This window comes from Nostoc sp. (assembly GCF_036917435.1).
Taxonomy (GTDB): domain Bacteria; phylum Cyanobacteriota; class Cyanobacteriia; order Cyanobacteriales; family Nostocaceae; genus Nostoc.
This window is the reverse complement of sequence record NZ_JBALDM010000056.1, coordinates 102247-124439: the sequence shown is the minus strand read 5'-3', so window position 1 is coordinate 124439 and position 22193 is coordinate 102247. Positions and strand designations below refer to the sequence as shown.

The window sequence follows — 22193 nt, the reverse complement described above, 5'->3', positions numbered from 1 at the left end:
GTTCTAGTTCAAAATATCAATAGTTTTTAACCTTTTCATGCAAGAAAGTTAACATATTTGAAAATAGATAAAACAAAATCACCTAAGGAAATAATCCTTTGGTACAAACCATCCCTAAGAAGATTTTAGTTAAGCTTTATTGAATAAGTGAGGTAAAAATTAAGTATCCTCTCTTATTATCATGCCTCAAAATCTGTAATCTTGAGCAAGAGCTAAAAAATGTTAATGTCTGCCAGTTCCGATTTTATTGCTCTGTGTCGAGAGCAAATAGCGTTGCTAACCCAAGGGCTGGGAGCAACTTTAAGTATTGTGTACCTGACACAAGAATTGGTAGAGACTCCTTCTGATGAGGCCAAACTGATTCCTGTGGTAATTTACCCAGAAACAGCATTATTACCGCCAGGAGAAGAGATTGCTGAGACGACAGTACACAAGCAACTTCAAGTTGGAAATGTGTTGATATTACCCAACGATCGCAGAAGGTTATTGACAACAGGATCGGAATCTCCAACCTCGTCACAGGACTCTGAGGCATCTCAACCCCATCTCAAAGAGGAATACCTTTTTAGTGGCAACCAAATTGTTTTACCTCTGGTTTATGAGGGTGTGATGATGGGGCTACTGGTGACAGCTAGGCAAGATCGAACATGGAATGAACACGAGGAAAGTCAGATTCAAAGGATAGCCCAAACATTAGCGATCGCTTGTATTTTAGATCAACGGCGGGCATGGTTTGAGCAGCAGTTGCACGAGCAACAAATTCTCCAAGAAAAGCAGAGGGATTTACTGGATAATCTATTGCATCAGTTTCGTAACCCATTAACGGCATTGCGGACTTTTGGGAAACTGTTGTTGAAGCGGTTGCGACCAGGAGACACCAACCGAGATGTGGCAAATAGTATTGTGCGGGAAAGCGATCGCCTCAAAGAATTACTGCAACAATTCGATCAAGTAATTGACTTGACAGAGACAGATTTAGCACCACTACATCTGCCCGAAGAAGTATTTGTGGAAGCAACTATTCAAAAATCCGCTAAACCGCCGCTATTATTGCCGGGAACAGGAGATAAAGCAGTTGACTGTTCGTTAGCAGATATATTAGAACCATTATTAATATCAGCCAAAGCGATCGCCCAAGAGCGAAAGCTAAAAGTAATAACTGAAATTAAACAAAATTCACCCCTAGTACGTGCCAATATCAAAGCATTACGAGAGGTTTTAACTAACATCATCGATAATGCTTTGAAGTATACTCCCACTGGTGGTAAGATTCTGATTCAGGCGAGGCAAGAAAAAGCTAATTTTCAGGGAATTGCGATCAGTGACAACGGGCCTGGCATTCCACCCGAAGATTTAGAACATCTTGGAGAACGGCATTATCGGGGTATACAAGCGCAAACAGAAATCCCCGGCACTGGTTTAGGGTTAGCGATCGCAAAACAATTAATAGAACTTATGCAGGGCGAAATCGAGGTTTTCAGCCCTGCAATCAACTCTCAGCTAACTTCACCCAATGCACCAGGGACTACATTTATTATTTGGTTGCCAGAAGTTCAAAATTAGTCAATGCCCAATGCCCAATGCCCCATTCCCCATTCCCAATAACTATCTTAATGAAACCAATAAGTTTTGATTGATTGTCATTTGTAAATCGGTATTTGGGTCAATTGCCACTAAGTCAACACTATTCTTACCGAAGAACAGACCAACTAATGCACCGATACCAGCGCCACCCAAGACTTCTTCTGTGGCGATCGCGCGATCGCCTGTCACCGCAGATACCGCAGTTGCTGCACCTGCGCCCAATACAGTATCCTTGATAATTGAACCAACGCTAGTACCCTTCTTCACGGTTTCAGTTTTGGTAATCACTTCCGAAGTAGCGTTAAGTTGATACTCTTGTCCACTGTTCAAAACCAATTTTTGGGCAACGAATTGAGAACCGCCTGTAGCAGGCTTTAGTTGACCAATAACTTGACTACCAGCCGGAATCACTACAGATCCGTCTTGAGTAACTACGTTTTGCGATACTGTCAATGTTAAAGGTGCTGTTTCATCCTTTGTAACCAGAATTTTTTCTGCCTTGTCATACTTTACAGGAATAGCAGTCCCTTGAGGAATTGTCACAGCTACAGGCGTTGGGGTACTAGATCCGACAGCCACGACATAAGGCGAGTTAATTGCTGAGGCTTGATTAGAACTAACCAATGCTTGGTAGATAAAAGCTGCTACCTGGGCGCGAGTAGCGGATGCAGTTGGATTCAAGAACTTCACATTAGGATAGTTCACCACAATTTGCTTTTCAGTTGCTGCTGCGATCGGGCTACGGGCATAGCTAGCGATGTTAGAAGCATCGTTGAAGTATTGCAGAGTGGTTTCGGTATTGCCACCAGGAGTATATTCCAGACCGTTAGCGAGGGAAACTAAAACCTGTTGGCGGGGAATAGCTTGGTTAGGTTCAAAGCGATTACCGGGATATCCAGATAAGAAACCAATGGTATAAGCTTGTTGAATGGCACTTGATGCCCAATAATTGCTAGGCACGTCAGCAAAATTAATTGGCGATCGCTGCTGTGATTTTTGGAAAGCTTTGTTGACCATAGCGGCAAATTGAGCGCGTGTCACCGCTTCTTCAGGACGGAAAGTCCCATCAGGAAATCCGGCAATTACACCTCGCTGTGATAATTGTTGAATAAATTGTGATGCCCAATAATTAGATGAAACATCAGAAAAAGTAGTTTGAGCTAAAGATGGTGAAGCTGTAATAAAAGGCGCTACAGTGCCGATTGTGACGCTTAAAGCCATGAGTGCAGCTGTTCTAGATTTGAAACGATTTAAAGTAAACATTAGTTTTTAACTCCGCTACAATTATTTTTATTACTGTTAATTAATTAGACATTGGTTAAAGTACTAGGTTCCCATTAATTTCTGCTTTTGTAAAAAGCATTACTTTTGTCATAGAGTAAAATTAAATAGTTAAAGTTGTAGGAAATCTATCAATATAATTCACACTAATTAATAGTGTAATCAGCCTTTCAACGATTAATAATAATAAGTATTTCCAAAAAAAATGAATGTCTAACAAGACGATATAGAGATATAATAGTTGCTGGAAAATAGATTTTTTAGGGTTAAAATTGAAAGCGATCGCACACTATAGTTAAAGTGGCGATCGCCTATTAGAGGTGATTAAATTCACGACTTGAATTGAGTTAAATCTAGTAGCGAGATTGTGGTACTAAATTCAAATTAGAATTCAGTGTGAGCCTTAAATCCTGTGAAGGTCTGAGGACAAAAGCATTTCCTTGTTTTTTCCGTAACAGAATACTTGCACCCGCACCGGCAGCCCCACCGATAACAGGTTTTAAATCGTCAATTCTGCGGTTTCCAGTCACTAGTGAACCTAAAAGACCAGCACCTGCACCAATAGCTGCATCAGTTAAAACCTGATTAGTGCTGGGCCCCTGTGAAACTTTTTGAGTTGTGGTGTATGTCCGAGAACTTGCATTGATCGATTGACGCTGACCATTGGAAAATTCTAATTCTTGAGCTACAAATCGCACGCCTTTTCCTTTGTTATCATCTGTATCTCTTGAATAGCTATCTAAGTCAACAGATTCTAGCCGTCCAATTACTTTAGTACCAGCAGGAATCAAGACATTTTTATTCCTGTCGATAATGTCATTAGCTATTCTTAAGGTTAGAGATTTACTTTCCCCAGGAGCAATAGTAATTGTCTCTTTCTCATACTTAACAGGAAAAGTAACCCCAGATGGAATGGTAGTGTTTGCATATTGACTATTTCTGTCTTGTCCAATTCTGTATTGTGCATTAGCAGGAGCCAAGCCTAATAAGGGGCTAGCGATGCTTGCAGTAACAGCTATTGCCATAAATGCAGCAGTTCCAGATTTCCATTGATGTAGGCGAGTCATAAGAGGCTTATCCTTTGTGTATGTGATGTATTTAATGACGATGATTCACTGAGTTTGTTTCTGATTGTTTTTGAACCTGTCTATAGGCGTATTCCGAAGATAAAAGTACTTATTCTGATGGGGAGTTTGTGCGATCGCTTAGGCATAAACCGTTCTAGACATCGCTCTTTAGAATTTGTATTCTGCTAATGTGCATTAGTGACATACTCCACACACTCCCCTTTCAGGGTGAGTGTGGGCTTCTCAATGACTCTTCTATGAAGACGTTAATTGAGCTTTAAGGGCGTGTGTCCTTGAATAGAGGGGAATGGGCTAACAGGGAACTCTTACTTTCACTTTAACATCAATAAATGATTAATAAAAACCTGAAACGGCTTATTTATGTTAATGCACAGCATGATTGTTTTGTACACTGCGTAAGTCCTAGTATTAGCCCTTTCAAGGTGGGTAAAAATTTTGCTTAAAAAATCCCTTTATTATCTCTTATCTCTGTGTCGCGCGAGTTGCTACAAGTCGGAGAACCCGCCTAACGCACTGGCAACTCTATTGCCTCTGCGGTTAAATAAATTACTTTTAAACCGCAGAGGCGCAGAGAACACGGAGATAAAAAAGAAATTTTTCGAGTCACCTTGAAAGGGCTAGTTCTAGTATATGTAGTACTTTCGATTGATGCGTTATGCTTCTGGCTAATGCAACGCCAGTTCGCTCAAGTCGGGAAACCCTCCCACACGACTGGCTCCCCTATATATATTTCAAAAATCAAATATTAGTCCTATAACAAGTATTTATTTAGATTCTGCCTATCTAGAGGTTCAATTACAATATTATTTACCCCAATCATCTGACTTAATACTAAAAGACCGGCTTGGTGAAATTTATCGCCTCCAGTTGATGCTGAATAATATTCTAAAACATAAGGAATAATATCGTTCTCAAAAAAATCAACGGCAGTTTTCAAAACACAAGAATCAGTATCTAATCCACAAATAAATACTTTTTGGATATCATTTTTCTTTAGAAAATTAAGTGTCTCTTCGTTACAAGCGGTGTATATAGTTTTATCAAAAATCACTTGAGAGAATGGTTCAATTTCATCCACAATTTTTTGTTCGACTGGTGACATTAAATCGTGCCAATTTAGATATTTGATATAAGGACTGTTGGGTGTATTTATAAATTTTGTGAAAATGACGTGTTCAAAGATATTTTGCTCTAGTAAAGATTTAACCCTTTGTGGAATATGGTTTGTATTTTGAGTGATAAATCCATTTTGAATATCAATGATAAATAGACAGAAGTTCATATAGTAACTACTATGCTTGATTGCTTGGTACTGAAGACATTCAAAAATAGTACTCAAACTTTACGTCAACGGATATTTTCTCTTTAGTTAAAATGCTGAAATTTCAAAATTACCGTTTTTAGTATTTTTTACTCTAATATCGAAAATTAAAAATATTTTAAAAATTCTATCTTTGCTGTTAAGACTCCTTAAAAATAGATAGGTATGGTTCATAAATAAAAGCTCGATTACGTTTATTTCCAGTAACTTCTTCCACGATTCCTATATTACATAATTCCCTGACTAGAATATTAGCGTTAGTATATGATAATTGGGTAAATTCTTGAGCCATTTCTATATTAAAAACTGGCTTGTAATAGAGCTTTTCGAGTAAAGCTATAGCGTTCCCTGCCTTCCGATTTCCCATTTGTTCCATTACTGTTTTACGATGTTCTTCTTTTAAATTAACTATTTGACGAGCAACAGTAGAAGCTTCTTGGGAAACTTCATATACACCTTTTAAAAAAAACTTAAGCCAGCTTTCCCAGTCACCATTATCCCTGATAGATTGGAGATGATTGTAATATTGCAATCGGTATTTTTTGAAGTAATAAGATATATACAGTAAAGGACGTTTTAATATATTTTTTTCACATAATAACAGAGTAATTAGTAAGCGTCCTGTTCTTCCATTGCCGTCTTCAAAAGGGTGAATTGTCTCAAACTGAGCATGAGCTAATCCAATTTTAATTAAAGCTGGCATTGGAGCAGAGTCATGTAAAAACTTCTCAAAATTACTTAAAGCTTCTTGCATATCATGGGGTGGAGGTGGAATATAAGTAGCTTCCTTTAAATTACATCTTCCTTCACCAATCCAATTTTGGCTGCGGCGAAATTCTCCTGAACCCTTTTCAGAACCTCGACCTTCTCTCAATAATTCTTTATGAATTTCACGGATCAATCGCAATGATAAAGGAAAATTATTCTCTAATCTTTCGAGTCCGTGATTAATTGCTGCAATATAGTTGACAACTTCGGTTACATCTTGCGGGTTGTCTGGTTCAACTGTACGGGATTCAAACTCAAGGACATCTATCAAAGAAGCTTGTGTTCCTTCTATCTGACTTGACAACACTGCCTCTTTACGAACATACATAAACACGAATAAGTCGGGATTAGGTAAAGCGTCTGTTGATCCATCTAAACGACCTAATGCTCTATCTGCTTGTGATAAAAGTTCTAACATTTCATCATCAATACATAATTTGGGTATAGGCGGTAAAGGATTAGGTATAAAAGCTTTGTATCCAGTAAGCTGTTCTATGTATCTACCTGCTCTATTGGTATCAATCATATTATCGATTTCATTAACAAGAGACAATTTTTCATCCATATTATCAAATACTCTTAGTATCAGCAATAAGATTTTTTTTGTGTTTATACATGATATAATTACAAGCTTGATATATTTAAATAAACAGCAAGTAAACTGCATGTTCCATCTGTTTTAGTTTTAAATCTGTTAGAAATCAAAGAAAGTTAAACTTTTATCTTTTATTAAATAAACTTCTTTGTTTAGTCACCTCTAGCAGCTTAACGCTGGCATAAATCGCATCAATATAAGGTGTGGGAATTTGAGTCAGTTTTCCCAATTCTGCCACTGCGCCAACGATCGCGTCTATCTCCGTAGCGCGTCTGGCTTCAATATCTTGTAACATCGAGGTTTTATGGGCACCAACATTTTCTGCCCCATTAATTCGCTGTTCTAAAGTGATGCCAAACTTTATACCCAAATTTTCTGCGATCGCTTGAGTTTCAGTCATCATAAGCCTTGCTAGTTCACGGGTAAGAGGATAGCGGCAAATATCCTCCAAAGTAGCACCAGTCAGGGCACTGATCGGATTAAATGCCACATTCCCCCACAATTTGATCCAAATTTCTGTACGAATTTGATTGCGGATTGGTGCTTTGAATCCTGCCTGTTTGAGAGTTTGTGCCAATAATTGGATGCGATCGCTTTTATTACCGTCGATTTCACCAAGAGTAAAGCGATCGCCTTCAATATGCTTAATTACACCTGGTTCAATTATCTCAGTTGCTGGGTAAACAACACAACCGATGGCGCGTTCAGCACCGATACTAGTTTCAATAATTCCATTTGGATCAACAGATTGAATCCGCGTACCTTCATACTCACCACCATGCTGACGAAAGTACCACCAAGGAACGCCATTTTGGGCTGTCACCACCATTGTGTCAGGATTGTAGAGTGCAGGAAGAGAAGGTGCGATCGCAAGTACACTGTGAGCCTTCACAGTTAAAATTACTACATCCTGTGGCCCTGCTGACTGAATATCGCTAGTTGCCAGAGAGGGGGTAGCAATTTGGCTAGAACCGTCTGCCATGAGTAACTTCAGCCCATTTTTTTGAATTGCCTCCAAATGAGAACCACGCGCGATTAACGTCACTGTTTCACCTGCTAGTGCCAGTTTTGCCCCTAAATATCCGCCGATAGCACCCGCGCCAACAATACAGATTTTCATTTTGTCAAAAGAATATGAGTCGTGGAAGACAGTATCCAGTTGCTTTTACCTCAAACAGCTACGCTTTGCATAGCTTTGAGTAAATCCTGATGAATAGATTTTGAGGCAGCTACTATTAATCCAGGCAGGCTGTAGTTTTTACAAGTATGCAGTGGCGGTAAAGTCGAACCATCCAGAGTAGTGACAATCCAACCAGCCTCTTTTGCAATAAAAGCGAGTGCAGCACTATCAATAAACTTACCCGATTTGATGACTGCTCCACTCAAGTCACCACTGAGAATACCATTGAGATTGGGAATTTGAATATCACTAGAGTAATCAGTTGCTATATCGATTACTTTATATCGATCTTTTAGTGAAGCTGCGATCGCATTCATTCCCCATCCCAATAAAATAGCAGGTTTGGCAGATGTTATATCTAACGGAGTACAGGCTTCTAAATTCATCTCCAGCGTCCCTTTAAAAGCACCTTTGCCTCGAAGGGCGTAAAAATAAACATTTTGGGCAGGGGAAATTGCAAGTACTGCTTCAAAATCATCCGAATTTAGAATACTGAGAATAATTTGGTAATTAGAATGTCCATCCATGTAAAACTTCGTGCCATCAATCGGATCGAGTGTGACTAAATAATCACCTTCTGAACCGAGTTCGGTAGCGCGAAAATACTTGGTGTTATGAGAACTTTCATACTCTTCACCAAAAAAGCGAATCTCTGGAAAAGTGCCTAGTAATACTACTTCTATTAAATTTTGAATCGCCACATCTGCATCAGTAAGTGCAGCACTAAAAAAGTTGTTTCCTTGTGCTTTGGCGGGAAGTGCAGCAATTTTTGGTTGCAGAAAATTGGCATAGGCTGCTGCTACTTTGAGATGGGGGAGTAAAGTCTCTAAAATTAGTCGAGTGGTTGGTGTTGTGGACATTGCAGCAAACTCCTTTCAGAAATAATCTTTCTTTGGCAGGGCGATACAATTCTATATCTAAACAGAACTACGGTATTGTTTGGATACAATGATAAGCTGAAAATAATCTAAATTTAATAATCAAATAAAATAAAACTCTTGTGAGGTGGGCATCTTGCCCGCCCTAATTATACATGTCTAAAATGTTTGAAGTAATAAGTAATGGGTATTTACTCATTACTCATTACTCATTTAATAGGTTTGTCATCCAAAGCTTGTAGAGATGCGAAATTTCGCATCTCTACAACCCAGCGCTATGCTAAAGCGCCAACTACCAAGAATATTTATCGATCAACCAATTAATTTCTGCCAGCTAACAGGCCCAAGAATTCCATCAGCATCTAAACCATTTTGCTTTTGAAAGTTCTTGATTATAACCTCTGTTTGAGGCCCGTAAACGCCATCACTCTCAACACCTAAACGGTATTGCAAATATCTAACAACTGCACCACCAGCATGATTTGGTCTGATAATTCGTTTTGCCAAAATTAGATTTATGGCATTCCATGTAGTTGCATCAGCAATTCCAGTTGCCTGAACTGCGACAATAGTCTGAAATTTTTCTACAGCAGATTTGGTGTTAGCCCCAGTGAAGCCATCTTCCACTAATTTGTTACCATTTTTATCGGTTATTTTGAGTCGATTTAAGGCTTTTTGCAGTCTGAGAACAGTTGTATCTACATTCTCCTCTTCATCTGGTACAGGGTTAACAGGAGTAGTTGGCACTTTCCCTGTTAAGCCTTTGACGATCGCATTAGCCATTGCTTCTGCATTAAAAAGATTCATATCTTTTTGCGAATCGATAAAGCAACCTTCTACAAGAATTGCTGGCATATCTGTATTTTTCAGAACATACAAATGGGAACCACTTTTAACCCCACGATTAAAAAAACCCAATTTGACAATTTCATCTAATACAGGTTTAGCAATTTTTCTCCCTGTATCACTAGTTGCATATACTTCTGTACCATTAGCTTGGTTGTTAAAAGCATTAAAATGAATCGAGACGTAAAGGTCTACTTTACTCCCATTAGCTGTAGAACATCTTTTTGAGAGTGAGTCACGAACTGTACTAGCACTACTCGGTCTACATACTACAACTTCATTTCCTAAAGCTCTTAACTTGGCTATAACTCTATTACCTACATCAAGAGTTAAATTATCCTCAAATTTAATCCCACTTGCTCCTGTATCTGGTGGACAATTGTGCCCGCTATCAATTCCAAATTTCATGATTTTATCCTCAAGTTACTTATTTTTTACACTGGTTCAAAACTCTTCCAATTATATAGACAAAGTTTTGTTGATAAATTTGTTGAAGTACTTGTTCGCAATGTCCGCATTATCTTCCGCATTACTACGCTAGCAAACAAAATAAGTTTTTCTGCGAACCTGAACAGCAAATCTTATGTGGTCAAATCAACTAATTCTAAAATATATTTTAACCAAAAACACAACCATTATAATTTATCAAAATCGGGAATAACCCATTAACTTTTGCAATAAATTGCAATACCTCAATAACCTCCATTATTCAGATAATAGCTCTTTGTAAAAGTAGAAAGCCATGATAAATGTACTTAATACACTATGGCGGAAGTTTGCCACCTTTATAAGGAGATTTTGCCCCTTGCCTTGTTCAGCCCTAAATCTTGTGTTTTGGAATCAAAATATCCCAGATGCATTGGCAATGGTAAAGTCTTAACTACCTCAAAGAATTATTGACCGAAATCTGTGGGTAGATATTTAACAATAAGCCTGAAAGCACGTTTAAGATTTAAGTAAAGAAATATTTCGTAGCTTACAGGCATGAAACGCATCGTCTTGGTTGCTGGATTTGAATCGTTCAACGCTGACTTGTACAGGAAAGCAGCTTTTTTGGCTAACTCTCGCTGTCCTGAGTTGGATATTCGGGTATTTAGCGATCGCAATCTTACCAGTCAACGGGCCGAGGTAGAAGCAGCCCTTGATAACGCTGATGTATTTTTCGGCAGCCTCCTATTTGATTATGACCAAGTTGTGTGGTTGCGCGATCGCATTTCCCAAATTCCCATCCGCCTAGTCTTTGAGTCAGCCTTGGAATTGATGAGTTTAACCAAGTTGGGTGATTTTGCCATTGGCGACAAGCCCAAAGGAATGCCCAAACCAGTTAAATTCATCCTCGACAAATTTAGCAACGGCCGAGAAGAAGACAAACTCGCTGGTTACATCAGCTTCTTAAAAATCGGCCCCAAACTACTGAAATACGTCCCAGTGCAAAAAGTCCAAGACTTACGCAACTGGTTAATTATCTATGGTTACTGGAATGCTGGCGGTTCAGAAAACGTCGCTTCATTATTCTGGACACTAGCAGAAAAATATTTAAATTTAAAAGTTGGCGACATTCCCCCATTAGTCGAAACCCCAAATATCGGATTACTCCATCCCGACTATCCAGGATTTTTTGAATCGCCAAAGGCGTACCTGGAATGGTATAAAACCCATTGTAGAGACGCGATGAATCGCGTCTTTCCCAATCGCGTCTCCCCAGTTATCGGAATTCTCCTCTACCGAAAACACGTCATCACCAAACTACCCTACATTCCCCAACTAATTCGCAGTTTTGAAAAAGCTGGGTTAACTCCTTTACCCATTTTCATCAACGGCGTAGAAGGACATGTGGCGGTACGAGATTTGATGACAACAGATCATGAAATTCAGCAACGACAACTAGGTAATATAGAGACAGCCTCACTTTCTAGTGAAGCAGTTAAAGTAGATGCGATCGTTTCTACAATTGGCTTTCCCCTGGTGGGTGGCCCGGCTGGTTCAATGGAAGCTGGCCGTCAAATAGAAGTAGCAAAGCGCATTCTCACTGCCAAAAATGTACCTTATATTGTTGCTGCACCACTATTAATTCAAGATATTCACTCGTGGACGCGCCAAGGTATCGGCGGATTGCAAAGTGTGGTGTTGTACGCCTTACCAGAATTAGATGGGGCTATTGATACCGTTCCTCTCGGTGGTTTGGTGGGCGAAAATATTTATCTTGTTCCCGAACGGGTGCAGCGATTAATTGATAGGGTGAAAAGCTGGGTGAATTTGCGGCAAAAACCTGCTTCGGAACGCAAAATTGCCATTATTTTATATGGGTTTCCCCCAGGTTATGGTGCTGTGGGGACAGCTGCATTATTAAATGTACCGCGTAGTTTGTTGAAGTTTCTCCATGCACTTAAAGAACAAGGTTACACCGTCGGAGATTTACCGGAAGATGGTGAAGAATTGATTCGCTGGGTGAAAGAGGCGGATGAAGCTAATCCTCTTGTGGGGCAGTCGTCTCGCCTGCCCCAAAATGGCGCTCATGTTGCCCACCCCACAAATACTGTTAATGTTCGCACTCTAGAAAAATGGCTGGGATATTTGCAAATTTCCCGCATCAAAAAACAATGGAAATCTCTCACGGGAACTGGTATTAAAACCTATGGCGATGAATTCCAAATTGGTGGTGTGCAATTAGGCAATGTGTGGATAGGTGTACAACCACCTTTAGGAATACAAGGCGACCCCATGCGCTTAATGTTTGAACGAGATTTAACACCTCATCCTCAATATGTAGCTTATTATAAATGGCTGCAAAATGAGTTTCAAGCTGATGCTTTAGTTCACTTTGGAATGCATGGAACGGTGGAATGGTTGCCTGGTTCTCCGTTGGGGAATACGGGTTATTCTTGGTCGGATATTCTGTTAGGAAATCTGCCGAATCTATATATATATGCGGCGAATAATCCTTCTGAATCGATGTTGGCAAAACGTCGCGGTTATGGTGTGTTGATTTCTCATAATGTGCCTCCTTATGGGCGGGCAGGTTTATATAAGGAATTGGTGACGTTGCGAGATTTGATTGCGGAGTATCGGGAAGATTCAGAAAAGAATTATGTGCTGAAGGAAGCGATTTGTAAAAAGATTGTGGACTCTGGGTTGGATGCTGATTGTCCGTTTGAGGATGCGAAAAAGTTGGGGATTGCGTTTACTCCTGAGAATGTTCGGATGTTTAGTGGTAATGCTTTTGATGATTATTTGGTGGTGTTGTATGAATATTTGCAGGTTTTAGAAAATCGGTTGTTTTCTTCGGGGTTGCATACGTTTGGGGAAAGGCCGAGTGAGGAAGAGTTGGAGGCGTATTTGGAGGCTTATTTTGGGGGGGAAGAGGAGGAGAACGAACCGCAGAGGCGCAAAGGACGCGAAGAAGAAGAAAGATTAATTAGGGATTTGTTGATGCAATCTACGGATGAGTTGACGAATTTGTTGAGGGGGTTGAATGGGGAGTATATTCCGCCTGCGCCTGGTGGAGATTTGTTAAGGGATGGGGCTGGGGTGTTGCCGACTGGGAGGAATATTCATGCTTTAGATCCCTATCGGATGCCTTCGCCTGCGGCGTATCAACGGGGACGAGAAATTGCTCAAAAAATTATTGTGCAGCATTTGGATGAATATGGGAAATATCCTGAGACGGTGGCGGTGATGTTATGGGGATTGGATGCGATTAAAACTAAGGGTGAATCTTTGGGGATTCTGTTGGAATTGGTGGGGGCTGAACCTGTTAAAGAAGGAACTGGTAGAGTTGTTCGTTATGAGTTGAAGCCGTTGGCGGAGGTTGGACATCCCCGGATTGATATTTTGGGTAATTTGTCTGGGATTTTTCGAGATAGTTTTGTCAATATTATCGAATTGTTGGATGACTTATTTCAACGGGCGGCTGATGCTGATGAACCTGAAGATCAAAATTTTGTTAGGAAACACGCTTTAGCTTTAAAAGCCCAAGGTGTGGAAAATGCATCGGCGAGGTTGTTTTCTAATCCGGCGGGTGATTTTGGTTCTTTGGTGAACGATCGCGTGGTTGATGGAAATTGGGAATCTGGTGAGGAGTTGGGGAATACTTGGCAAAGTCGCAATGTATTCAGCTACGGGAGAGAGGATAAAGGTCAAGCTAGACCGGAAGTTTTGAATACTTTGTTAAAAACTAGCGATCGCATTGTTCAAGAAATCGATTCGGTAGAATATGGTTTAACGGATATTCAAGAATATTACGCCAATACGGGCGGTCTGAAAAAGGCTGCCGAAAAACAAAGTGGTAAGAAGGTGACAACTAGCTTTGTGGAAAGTTTCTCGAAGGATACTACACCGCGCAATTTAGATGATTTGCTGCGAATGGAGTATCGCACTAAGTTGGTAAATCCCAAATGGGCGCAAGCAATGGCGAATCAAGGTTCTGGTGGTGCTTTTGAAATCTCTCAACGGATGACGGCGTTGATTGGTTGGGGTGGTACTGCCGATTTTACCGATAATTGGGTTTATGACCAAGCGGCTGATACTTATGCGTTAGATGCAGAGATGGCGGATAAATTACGTCAGGCAAATCCTGAAGCTTTTCGCAATATTTTAGGGAGAATGTTAGAAGCGTATGGGCGGGGTTTCTGGGAAGCTGATGGTGATAAGTTAGATAAGTTGCGTCAGTTGTATGAGTTGACAGATGGGGAATTAGAGGGAGTGACAGTTTAGAGAGTTGAGTAAGGATCGTGGAGTGAACTACTCAGACTTGCCTACCTCTGTTGTCTGAGCTTCCCAATTCATTGGGAATAGCCTCAAAAACTCCGTAGTTTTTTTAGTCTGACATTCCCTCCAAGGGCAGGAGTCCTGGTTCCCAAGACCCAAATCTTTCTCTTGCAACATATACCTATTAGCTTGGTTTTCGCTTGCGGCATTGATGGTCAAGACATTAGTTATCTTACCAGAAAATTTTGGGAATTCGTCATACATCTAGAATTTTTTTTTACCGAGTAAAAAATCAATTCCAGATGCAATCCTCATTCCCCGCTCACAATCCCCATCTTAGGAGTACCTTGAAGATGGGGACTTCCGCGATACGTTAAATAAAATGCAAAACTTCATCCTGTCTCTAGTTTCCCTCTCCTTTATAAGCCTACGGTGTACACACAAGTCATCGAATCAGCCAAAATCCCATTTTGTAGGGTGTGTTATGGCGGAGGCTAACGCACCATCCTAGATTTTCGGTGCGTTAGGACTAACGTCCATAACGCACCCTACTAGATTGAAGCTATGTATATTGTGTTTTTCGACTTGTGTGTACACCGTAGCCCTTTGACATACGATAAAAATATGTATTTATTAATAAAATTGGTATAAAGATTGTTTGACCCTTAGCAATCCTGTTAGAATGCATCGATGTCAAAAAAGCAACATCTTTTAAACAAAAAATCCGGTTGGTCTTTGGATGAGCGAGATCCAAAGTTCATAGAATCTCTGATGCCTCTATTGGGCTTTTTCTATCAGCACTATTTTCAAGTTAAAACTAGTGGCTGGGACAATATTTCACCCAAAGAAAAAGTCCTATTTGTCGGTTCGCATAATGGGGGACTCACGGCTCCTGATATGGGAATGGTGATGTACGACTGGTTCAGACGATTTGGTGTAGAGCAGCCAGTTTATGGTTTGATGCATCCCAAGGCTTGGCAGGTTAGCCAACCACTAGCGCAACTAGCCGCCAAGGCCGGAGCAATCATCGCTCATCCGAAAATGGCTTACACTGCTTTGCGCTCTGGGGCTAGTGTGCTAGTTTATCCAGGTGGAGCCGAAGATGTCTTCCGACCACATTATTTGCGTAACAAAATCTACTTTGCAGGGCGACAAGGATTTGTCAAGTTGGCGTTGCGGGAAAATGTGCCGATTGTGCCTGTAATTTCTTGGGGCGCTCACGATACGCTAATTGTACTGGCTGACTTATACAAAATTATGCAGCAACTCCACGAATGGGGAATGCCTTGGCTGCTTGGGATTGATCCGGAAGTTTTTCCTATTTATCTCGGACTCCCTTGGGGATTAGCAATTGGCCCGTTGCCTAACATCCCATTACCTGTACCCATGTATACGCAGGTTTGTTCGCCGATTGTATTTGAACGTTACGGTACTGAAGCCGCTAGCGATCGCTATTATGTCAATGAATGTTATGAATTAGTTCTTAATCAGATGCAGCAAGAGTTAGATAACTTAGTCCAGCTAACTGCTAAATCTAATACCAGATGAGGAGTCATAAATTTATAACTCCTAACTCCTAACTCCTAACTATTTCCCTAGCCGCCACTAACTGGTGGAATCAGTACGACTTCATCACCATCTTGTAATATGGTATCTGGTTCAACAAATATTAAATTAATCCCGAAGCGAGTGATATCTCGCCATTGGGAGAGTTCGGGGTGTTCAGCTATGAGGCGATCGCACACTGCTTTGACTGGCATACTATTGGGAAATTCCAGCACCAGTTCCGAAACCTTAAAGGCTTCTTGATAAGCAGCGAACAATTTAACGTTAATGGTGATTGCAGATTTAGACATACAATATGCTTTGGCAGTACTAGCAAGTACTTTAAGACTTGAAAAGCAGCCTGAACTCTTGGGACTTAGTATACATCACTAAGTAGATCATTTCACAAGTTCATAGCAAAAATTGCCTGACCAAGAAGAATTCAGAAGTCAGAATTCAACTTGATGTTAAGTCAATACGGTTCAGTTAAGCTTAAAAATTTTTTATCAGATATTGTGAAACGCGATTGTTCCTTTTCTTGTCGAACATCAAATTAACGTCCTATAGAAAAGCCTCCCACACCGGGAGGCTTAAGTTTAGCGGAGACAACTTGGTGAACTACTGCGTAACTACAGCGATCGCTCCTCCTAATGCAGAGAAAACGGCTGAGACGGATGCTGTGGCAAACAGCCACCACGCTGCTGTCGCTGCGGCCTTGCGGGTTTCTTCTGCTTGTCGCTGCGCTTGAAGCTTCACCTGTTCTAGGCGGCGTTGAGCTTCATGCTGGATGCGTTCTGCACGTTGCAATACTGTGTTCCTAGCCCGCTCAATTTGGTCAACGATCCGGTTGGCATCTTCTTCTGAGATGTCCTCACGAGAACTCATAATTGCTACTAAGGTATCACGATCGAAAGAAGATAGGCGATCGCGCAGAGCATCAAATCCGGCTTGAGGATCTTCAAAAAATGTGCGGACATCGCGCTTAATACTATCGTAGTTAAGTTCCGGCCGATCCAAAGAGTTTAAATAGTTGCGAATGCGGGCAAAAACCCCGTCAATGGCATCTTGAATGCCTCGTTGGATATTCCGCACTTGTTCTACAAATTGATCCCTGACAGACACAATGCTATCAGCAATCCGTGCTGCTTCTTCATCGGACATATCTTCCCGAATTTTCAGCAGAGCGATAATGGTAGAACGGTCAAAATGGGAAAGGCGATCGCTAAAACTTTCTACCCCAACTCGCGGATCGTGCAAGAGTAGTTGTAAGTCGCGTTTGATACCTTCGGGATTAAGTTCTTCTTTACCAGTTTGGCGTAGATACTCTTCCACATAAGCTTTGAAGGTTTCCGCTCTTTGCTGAGTGCGGGTAGCTAAACGCCGAGGCGCACGCACAAAGTTGCGAATTGAAGTTTGTGTGGAATCAATGATTTCATTGACTTGTTGTTCGCTCAAATCTTGGCGTTGACTGAGCAATTTCACTAGTGTATCTCGGTCTACCTGCGACAACCGCCGACGCAGTGCAACGGCTCCCTCTTTGGGATTTTCAAACAATTTGGTCAAATCTCGCCCAATACCTTCAGGATTCAGTTCTTGTTTACCAGTATTCCGCAGATAATCTGCGATCGTCGTAGTAACAGAGTCGTATTGCTCTTTGGCTTTATCCACTACAGCTTGTGGTGTGTGACGAATGTTATGCCACGACTCCTCAGCCGCATTAATGACTTGATTAACTTGATCTTCACTCAAATCTTGGCGCTGGCTCAACAATTGCACCAAGGTATCGCGGTCAAAGCGAGACAAGCGGGCCCGAATTGAGCTAATTCCAGCTTGGGGATCTTCTAATAGCTTTTTGAAGTCCGCGCGGATGGCATCAGGATTCAGTTCTGATTTTCCTGTGTTACGCAGATATGATTCTACATTCAACCACAGGGTTTCTGCTTGATATTGTGCCTGTTCTGCTAATCCTTTCGATTCTACCAAGACGCGATCGCGCTGTTTTTCCAATTCATCCAGAATGCTGTCTACTTCATATAACTGGACATCATTCCGTTGGAGCAATATCTCCCGAATTTCTTGACGTTCAAGGTGCGCTAGTCGCAATGTCAGGGTTTCGTAATCTGCATCCGGGTCTTGCAAGAGTGGTTTGAAATTCTGCTCAATGCCTTCGTGAGTCAAATCTGTTTTTGGGGCAACAAGCAGATAACTTTCCACTGCGCGTTGCAAGTCTTGAACTATCTCTCTTTCTTCGACACCTGTAACTGTCACCAGCACATCTTTGCGGACAACTTCTAGTTGATTGGCAATGCGCTGAATTTGGGTTTGGGTAAGTAGTCCCCGTTTTTGCAGAATATTAACGAAATCGTTGCGGGATAGGCGTTCTAGTTCTCTGCGGACGATTCCAGGGTCGGCTGCTGGGTCGTAGATGACATCACTAAATTCTTGGGCGATTTTTTCTGGACTTAGTTGCCAAGCATAAGTATTGTAAAGATAGTTTTCGACATCAGACCGAATTGGGCTATAGGGTTGTGATGGTGTTGGCAAACCTAGCTTATCTGCTTGTTGAGTAACTTTATCTTTGGCGGTGGTGAGGCTACCTAAGATTTTTTCCACATCCAAATCAGATAAATCTGCCCGTCCCAATACAATACCAGTTAAGGCAGATAGTCCTTGCTGGAGTGTACTTTGAATTGGCCCAGTAGATGCCTTTTGGTCAGCTTCTTTGGAACCACGTGATTCTGAAACTAATCGATCCAGCTTGGCGTTGAGTTCATCTGTCTTGCTTTGTCCGGCTGGAAGTGATTTTAGATAATCCATCAATTCACCCATCCGGTCTTCGGTGGGTGAATGTTGACTCACTACCTGTTGCCAAACTTTATACAAAGTATCAGCAATGCGGGTAACGTCTTTTTTGGAAAGATCGGTGCGGCTGCTGACTAACTCGATAAACTTTTCGCGGTCGATGTTGCGAATATCTGGAGTCCCTGCGATCGCTTTTAATTGTGGATCGTTGAGTAAATTTTCAAAATCACTCCGAATTTTCGATACATCTAACTCTGGTGGACGCAGCTTATCTAAATAATCTTCTATATTCTCCCGAATACTTCCAGGATCGATGCCGCTTCCTAGTTCTCTACGGACGGCGGCGGCGGCAGCTTCAGCTGTGGCGATAACTTGGTTATTGACAGCTTTAGCGCCCAGTGCGGCGGTAGCTGTGCCCATAATCGCCTGAAAACCGGATGTTGCTGTATTCACCACTGAGCCAATTAAGGAACCCACAGTAGTGGAACTGACCCAAACTAGGAGTAAAAAGTAAGCACCCCAAATCACTAAACCGAGAATCGCTCCCAATGCTGGATCTAAGATTACAAGGCTCAATTTTACTGCCAGAAAACAGGCAATTAATAAGGCGATCGTTACAGTGACTAACGTCCAAATCCCGACTGCTGTGCCGATTTTGCGAATGCTGCCACCCAAACTTCCGGCTTCCCCAGAATCTGAATCCGAGTCAGATGAGTGCCCCAGGTAGGAAATACCGGCTGCAAGAGAGAGATTAGTTAGAACTAATTGAAAAGCAAAGGCTAGGATCACACCAGAGATTAAAGCCACAAAAAAGCGCGGCCCCGAAGTGAGAACCGATGCCTGTGCTGGCGTGATATTTGAGGTATCTACTGAAGTCTGTGCCACCCACAATAGTGGTTTGTACAGTCCCAGCATGATTTCCGTACTTTGGAACATTGTATTTCCTTCTACTAAGTTTAAATTTGGGGAATTAAGATTTTCTTGAGAAGCAACTCTTAGTATTTTTGTCTGTACCTATGGCAATACCTAACTGTTTAGTTCAGAATCGTAGAATTTGGCTGTTTAAAGCATCTCTCCAAAGGCTGAAAAGTATATACAGCAAAAGAGATAAATTTTATTATCTAACGGTAAGAGTAGTTAAAAATTTGGTTAATTATTGGCTGCGAGTCTTGTAATTTGAACTGCTTAATCATAACAATTGATTTTGCGTCATAAGGGCAATTCATGAATTTGTTCTTTCTTGACAGGGTGAGGTTATTCTTTTGTTTTGGGTAATTCGATGACTTGTGTGTACATCGTAACTCCTAAAAGAAGAGGGACATTCCAGTAGAGGAAAGGTTTTTACTGAGACAAATGCCAAATCTTAATGGTGTTGTCCTCACTACCACTGACAAGGGTTTTGCTATCAGGACTAAAGGCTACTGATGTCACAGTATTGGTGTGTCCTGTTAATGTGAGAATTTCTTCTCCTGTGGCTGAATTCCAAAGTTTGATGGTGCGATCGCGGCTACCACTAGCAATAATTTTACCATCGGCACTGAAAGCTACTGTTGTGACTGTGTTGGCGTGTCCCGCCAGTGTGCGAATTTCTTTACCGGTTGCGAGATCCCAAAGTTTGATGGTGCCGCCCCTACGCCCGTCGTAGACATCGCGGCTAGCACTGGCTAAAATTTTCCCATCTGGGCTAATAGCCACAGATGTTACGGTTTGATGATTTCCCTCTAGTGTACGGATTGAGTACCCTTTGGTGAGATTCCAGATTTTGATTGTCTTGTCAAAACTCCCACTGGCAAGAATCACGCTATCGGGGCTAATAGCTACCGATCGCACCCAGAATGTATGTCCTACCAGTGTCCGAATTTGCTCTCCTGTTGCTAAATCCCAAATTTTAATGGTGTTGTCATCACTACCACTAACCAGAGTCTCGCTATCAGCGCTGATTGCTAGGGCATGAACTGAATCAGAATGTCCTGTAAGAGTGCGGATTTGTTTTCCTGTTGCTAAATCCCAAACTTTAATGGTGCTGTCATCGCTGGCACTTACCAGAGTTTTACCATTTGGGCTAATTACTACCGTATTCACCTGCTGAGAATAGGCGTTGAGTGAAGAGATTTGTTTCCCAGTGGCAAGATTCCAAAGTTTGATTGTGCCATTGCCGCCACTGCTGGCAATGGTTTTCCCATCGGGGCTGATGGCGATGGATAAAACCGAGTTTTCATGCCCTTGGAGGGTGTTAGCTAAGGAAACCTTACCCAAAGTAATCTTTGGCGATTCTCCTAAAAGCGCGTCATCTTTGCCAGCATTATTGTGCTGACTCAACCTAGAAACTAAACTGGTTTGGATTCGGCGAAAATGTTTATACCAAGATTCTTGGAATCCGAACAACAGAATCAAAGCACTTACCAAAATTAAAACTCTTAGTAAGGGATAACTTTTTGGTAAAGATGGGGCTTGAGTTGCGGGGATTTTTCCAGACGACTTACCGGCTGGTGGTAGCGCCAGGGTTTGTTTTGGAGTTAAGTCTCTGAGAACTTCATCGGCTGACTGGTAACGTTCATGGAGGTCTTTTTTCAAAAGCTTGTCGATGACAAAATCCAATTCAGGATTTAATGGACTCCGCAAATATTCTCGCCAATTACTCACCCAGGCATAACCAGATTCCATCCACAACTGAAAGGGCGAGTTTCCCGTTAGCAGATGAAAGCAGGTAGCCCCCAAACCGAACAAGTCACTGGCGGGAAAAGCTTTCCCATCTCTAATTTGTTCTAGGGGAGAATAACCATGTGAACCAATGGATGTACCAGATTTCTGCTGAACTTTGGCGGTGAATTGCTTTGAGGAACCAAAATCAATCAGACTCAATCGTCCATCACTTTTATGGCGGATAATATTTTCTGGTTTGATATCCCGATGAATAATTTTGCGATCGTGGATAAATTTTAGAATGGGGAGTAAATCTAGCAAAATAGATTGAATATCCCTAGCGTTATACCCCTTGCGCTGTTGCAACTCCTTTAACAAATTATCCCCATTGATAAACTGCTGCACTAAATATAGGCAGCCGTCTTGCTCAAAGTAAGCTATTAAAGTCGGAATTTGAGGATGTTCCCCAAGGTCTTGTAGTCGCTGCGCTTCTTCGGCAAACAACTCCATCGCCTTTTTTTGTGACCAAGTTCCTTGAAATTTAGGAGCTAATTGCTTGACAACACACCGTTCATTGAGTTTATCGACATCTTCTGATAGATAGGTTCTGCCAAATCCCCCCTCATCTGAAAGGACTCGGATGACACGGAAGCGATTTCTTAAAAGTGACACCAACGGGGTGCTACAACTTTGGCAGAACTTCTTTCCATTGGGATTCAGGGGATTTAGGCAATCGGGATTTAAGCAGCAGATCATGATCTGACAGGCGCGACTGCATGACAACTTAGGCTAAGTTTGCCCCTAACTTTCCCTTAAGAAAATCGACTCTCGCTTACTTGTGGTAGAAAACCCTGTTTTGGGGATTGGGGAATTACTTAATATAGTTAGCGTTTGTAAATAGTAGTCAGTCTTCCTCATTTGTGGAAAACTACGAGAGCCATAAAATTAATTATTC

General features: G+C 41.4%; 13 protein-coding genes. 3 read left to right on the top strand and 10 right to left on the bottom strand.

Annotated elements, in window-relative coordinates; translation table 11 throughout:
* Positions 1 to 219: 219 nt before the first annotated feature.
* Positions 220 to 1563: a GAF domain-containing sensor histidine kinase gene (locus tag V7K98_RS27070; protein ID WP_335027601.1), complete on the top strand. Its 1344-nt coding sequence runs from the start codon at positions 220 to 222 to the stop codon at positions 1561 to 1563.
* Positions 1564 to 1605: 42 nt separating this feature from the next.
* Here V7K98_RS27070 and V7K98_RS27065 read toward each other — a convergent pair whose 3' ends face one another.
* The 7 genes from V7K98_RS27065 to V7K98_RS27035 form a co-directional block, all read right to left on the bottom strand.
* Positions 1606 to 2847 (bottom strand): S-layer homology domain-containing protein, encoded by a 1242-nt coding sequence (locus V7K98_RS27065; protein WP_335027599.1) that lies wholly within the window; start codon positions 2845 to 2847, stop codon positions 1606 to 1608.
* A 371-nt stretch (positions 2848 to 3218) separates the two neighbouring features.
* Positions 3219 to 3932, bottom strand: coding sequence for a conjugal transfer protein TrbI (locus V7K98_RS27060; protein ID WP_335027597.1), 714 nt, complete (start codon positions 3930 to 3932; stop codon positions 3219 to 3221).
* Positions 3933 to 4704: 772 nt separating this feature from the next.
* On the bottom strand, positions 4705 to 5235 hold the full coding sequence (locus tag V7K98_RS27055) for a cysteine hydrolase (RefSeq protein ID WP_335027595.1): 531 nt from the start codon (positions 5233 to 5235) through the stop codon (positions 4705 to 4707).
* 178 nt (positions 5236 to 5413) lie between these two features.
* Positions 5414 to 6607, bottom strand: a complete 1194-nt coding sequence (locus V7K98_RS27050) for a Fic family protein (RefSeq protein WP_335027593.1) — start codon at positions 6605 to 6607, stop codon at positions 5414 to 5416.
* Between the two features lie 154 nt (positions 6608 to 6761).
* Positions 6762 to 7757, bottom strand: coding sequence for a 2-dehydropantoate 2-reductase (locus tag V7K98_RS27045; RefSeq protein ID WP_335027591.1), 996 nt, complete (start codon positions 7755 to 7757; stop codon positions 6762 to 6764).
* Between the two features lie 50 nt (positions 7758 to 7807).
* Entirely contained in the window at positions 7808 to 8677 is an 870-nt protein-coding gene (locus V7K98_RS27040; protein WP_335027589.1) for an inositol monophosphatase family protein, read from the bottom strand.
* Positions 8678 to 9007: 330 nt separating this feature from the next.
* Positions 9008 to 9949 (bottom strand): N-acetylmuramoyl-L-alanine amidase, encoded by a 942-nt coding sequence (locus V7K98_RS27035; RefSeq protein WP_335027587.1) that lies wholly within the window; start codon positions 9947 to 9949, stop codon positions 9008 to 9010.
* A gap of 576 nt (positions 9950 to 10525) precedes the next feature.
* Here V7K98_RS27035 and bchH point away from each other — a divergent pair.
* Together bchH and V7K98_RS27025 are read left to right on the top strand one after the other, a co-directional pair.
* The gene (gene bchH / locus V7K98_RS27030) at positions 10526 to 14254 is read left to right on the top strand and encodes a magnesium chelatase subunit H (protein ID WP_335027585.1); all 3729 of its coding nucleotides are present in this window, start codon (positions 10526 to 10528) and stop codon (positions 14252 to 14254) included.
* A gap of 684 nt (positions 14255 to 14938) precedes the next feature.
* Positions 14939 to 15796, top strand: coding sequence for a lysophospholipid acyltransferase family protein (locus V7K98_RS27025; protein ID WP_335027583.1), 858 nt, complete (start codon positions 14939 to 14941; stop codon positions 15794 to 15796).
* Between the two features lie 47 nt (positions 15797 to 15843).
* Here V7K98_RS27025 and V7K98_RS27020 read toward each other — a convergent pair whose 3' ends face one another.
* From V7K98_RS27020 to V7K98_RS27010, 3 genes are all read right to left on the bottom strand, one after another.
* Entirely contained in the window at positions 15844 to 16104 is a 261-nt protein-coding gene (locus V7K98_RS27020) for a MoaD/ThiS family protein (protein ID WP_335027581.1), read from the bottom strand.
* Between the two features lie 307 nt (positions 16105 to 16411).
* Positions 16412 to 19531 (bottom strand): MFS transporter, encoded by a 3120-nt coding sequence (locus tag V7K98_RS27015; RefSeq protein ID WP_335027579.1) that lies wholly within the window; start codon positions 19529 to 19531, stop codon positions 16412 to 16414.
* A gap of 405 nt (positions 19532 to 19936) precedes the next feature.
* Positions 19937 to 21994, bottom strand: a complete 2058-nt coding sequence (locus V7K98_RS27010) for a serine/threonine-protein kinase (RefSeq protein WP_335027577.1) — start codon at positions 21992 to 21994, stop codon at positions 19937 to 19939.
* Positions 21995 to 22193: the final 199 nt, after the last annotated feature.

What these genes read in the sequence shown, in the direction of transcription:
- V7K98_RS27070 (WP_335027601.1), top strand. Translation starts at nt 220, where the DNA reads ATGTTAATGTCTGCCAGTTCCGATTTTATTGCTCTGTGTCGAGAGCAA.
- V7K98_RS27065 (WP_335027599.1), bottom strand. Translation starts at nt 2,847, where the DNA reads ATGTTTACTTTAAATCGTTTCAAATCTAGAACAGCTGCACTCATGGCT.
- V7K98_RS27060 (WP_335027597.1), bottom strand. Translation starts at nt 3,932, where the DNA reads ATGACTCGCCTACATCAATGGAAATCTGGAACTGCTGCATTTATGGCA.
- V7K98_RS27055 (WP_335027595.1), bottom strand. Translation starts at nt 5,235, where the DNA reads ATGAACTTCTGTCTATTTATCATTGATATTCAAAATGGATTTATCACT.
- V7K98_RS27050 (WP_335027593.1), bottom strand. Translation starts at nt 6,607, where the DNA reads ATGGATGAAAAATTGTCTCTTGTTAATGAAATCGATAATATGATTGAT.
- V7K98_RS27045 (WP_335027591.1), bottom strand. Translation starts at nt 7,757, where the DNA reads ATGAAAATCTGTATTGTTGGCGCGGGTGCTATCGGCGGATATTTAGGG.
- V7K98_RS27040 (WP_335027589.1), bottom strand. Translation starts at nt 8,677, where the DNA reads ATGTCCACAACACCAACCACTCGACTAATTTTAGAGACTTTACTCCCC.
- V7K98_RS27035 (WP_335027587.1), bottom strand. Translation starts at nt 9,949, where the DNA reads ATGAAATTTGGAATTGATAGCGGGCACAATTGTCCACCAGATACAGGA.
- bchH (WP_335027585.1), top strand. Translation starts at nt 10,526, where the DNA reads ATGAAACGCATCGTCTTGGTTGCTGGATTTGAATCGTTCAACGCTGAC.
- V7K98_RS27025 (WP_335027583.1), top strand. Translation starts at nt 14,939, where the DNA reads ATGTCAAAAAAGCAACATCTTTTAAACAAAAAATCCGGTTGGTCTTTG.
- V7K98_RS27020 (WP_335027581.1), bottom strand. Translation starts at nt 16,104, where the DNA reads ATGTCTAAATCTGCAATCACCATTAACGTTAAATTGTTCGCTGCTTAT.
- V7K98_RS27015 (WP_335027579.1), bottom strand. Translation starts at nt 19,531, where the DNA reads ATGTTCCAAAGTACGGAAATCATGCTGGGACTGTACAAACCACTATTG.
- V7K98_RS27010 (WP_335027577.1), bottom strand. Translation starts at nt 21,994, where the DNA reads ATGATCTGCTGCTTAAATCCCGATTGCCTAAATCCCCTGAATCCCAAT.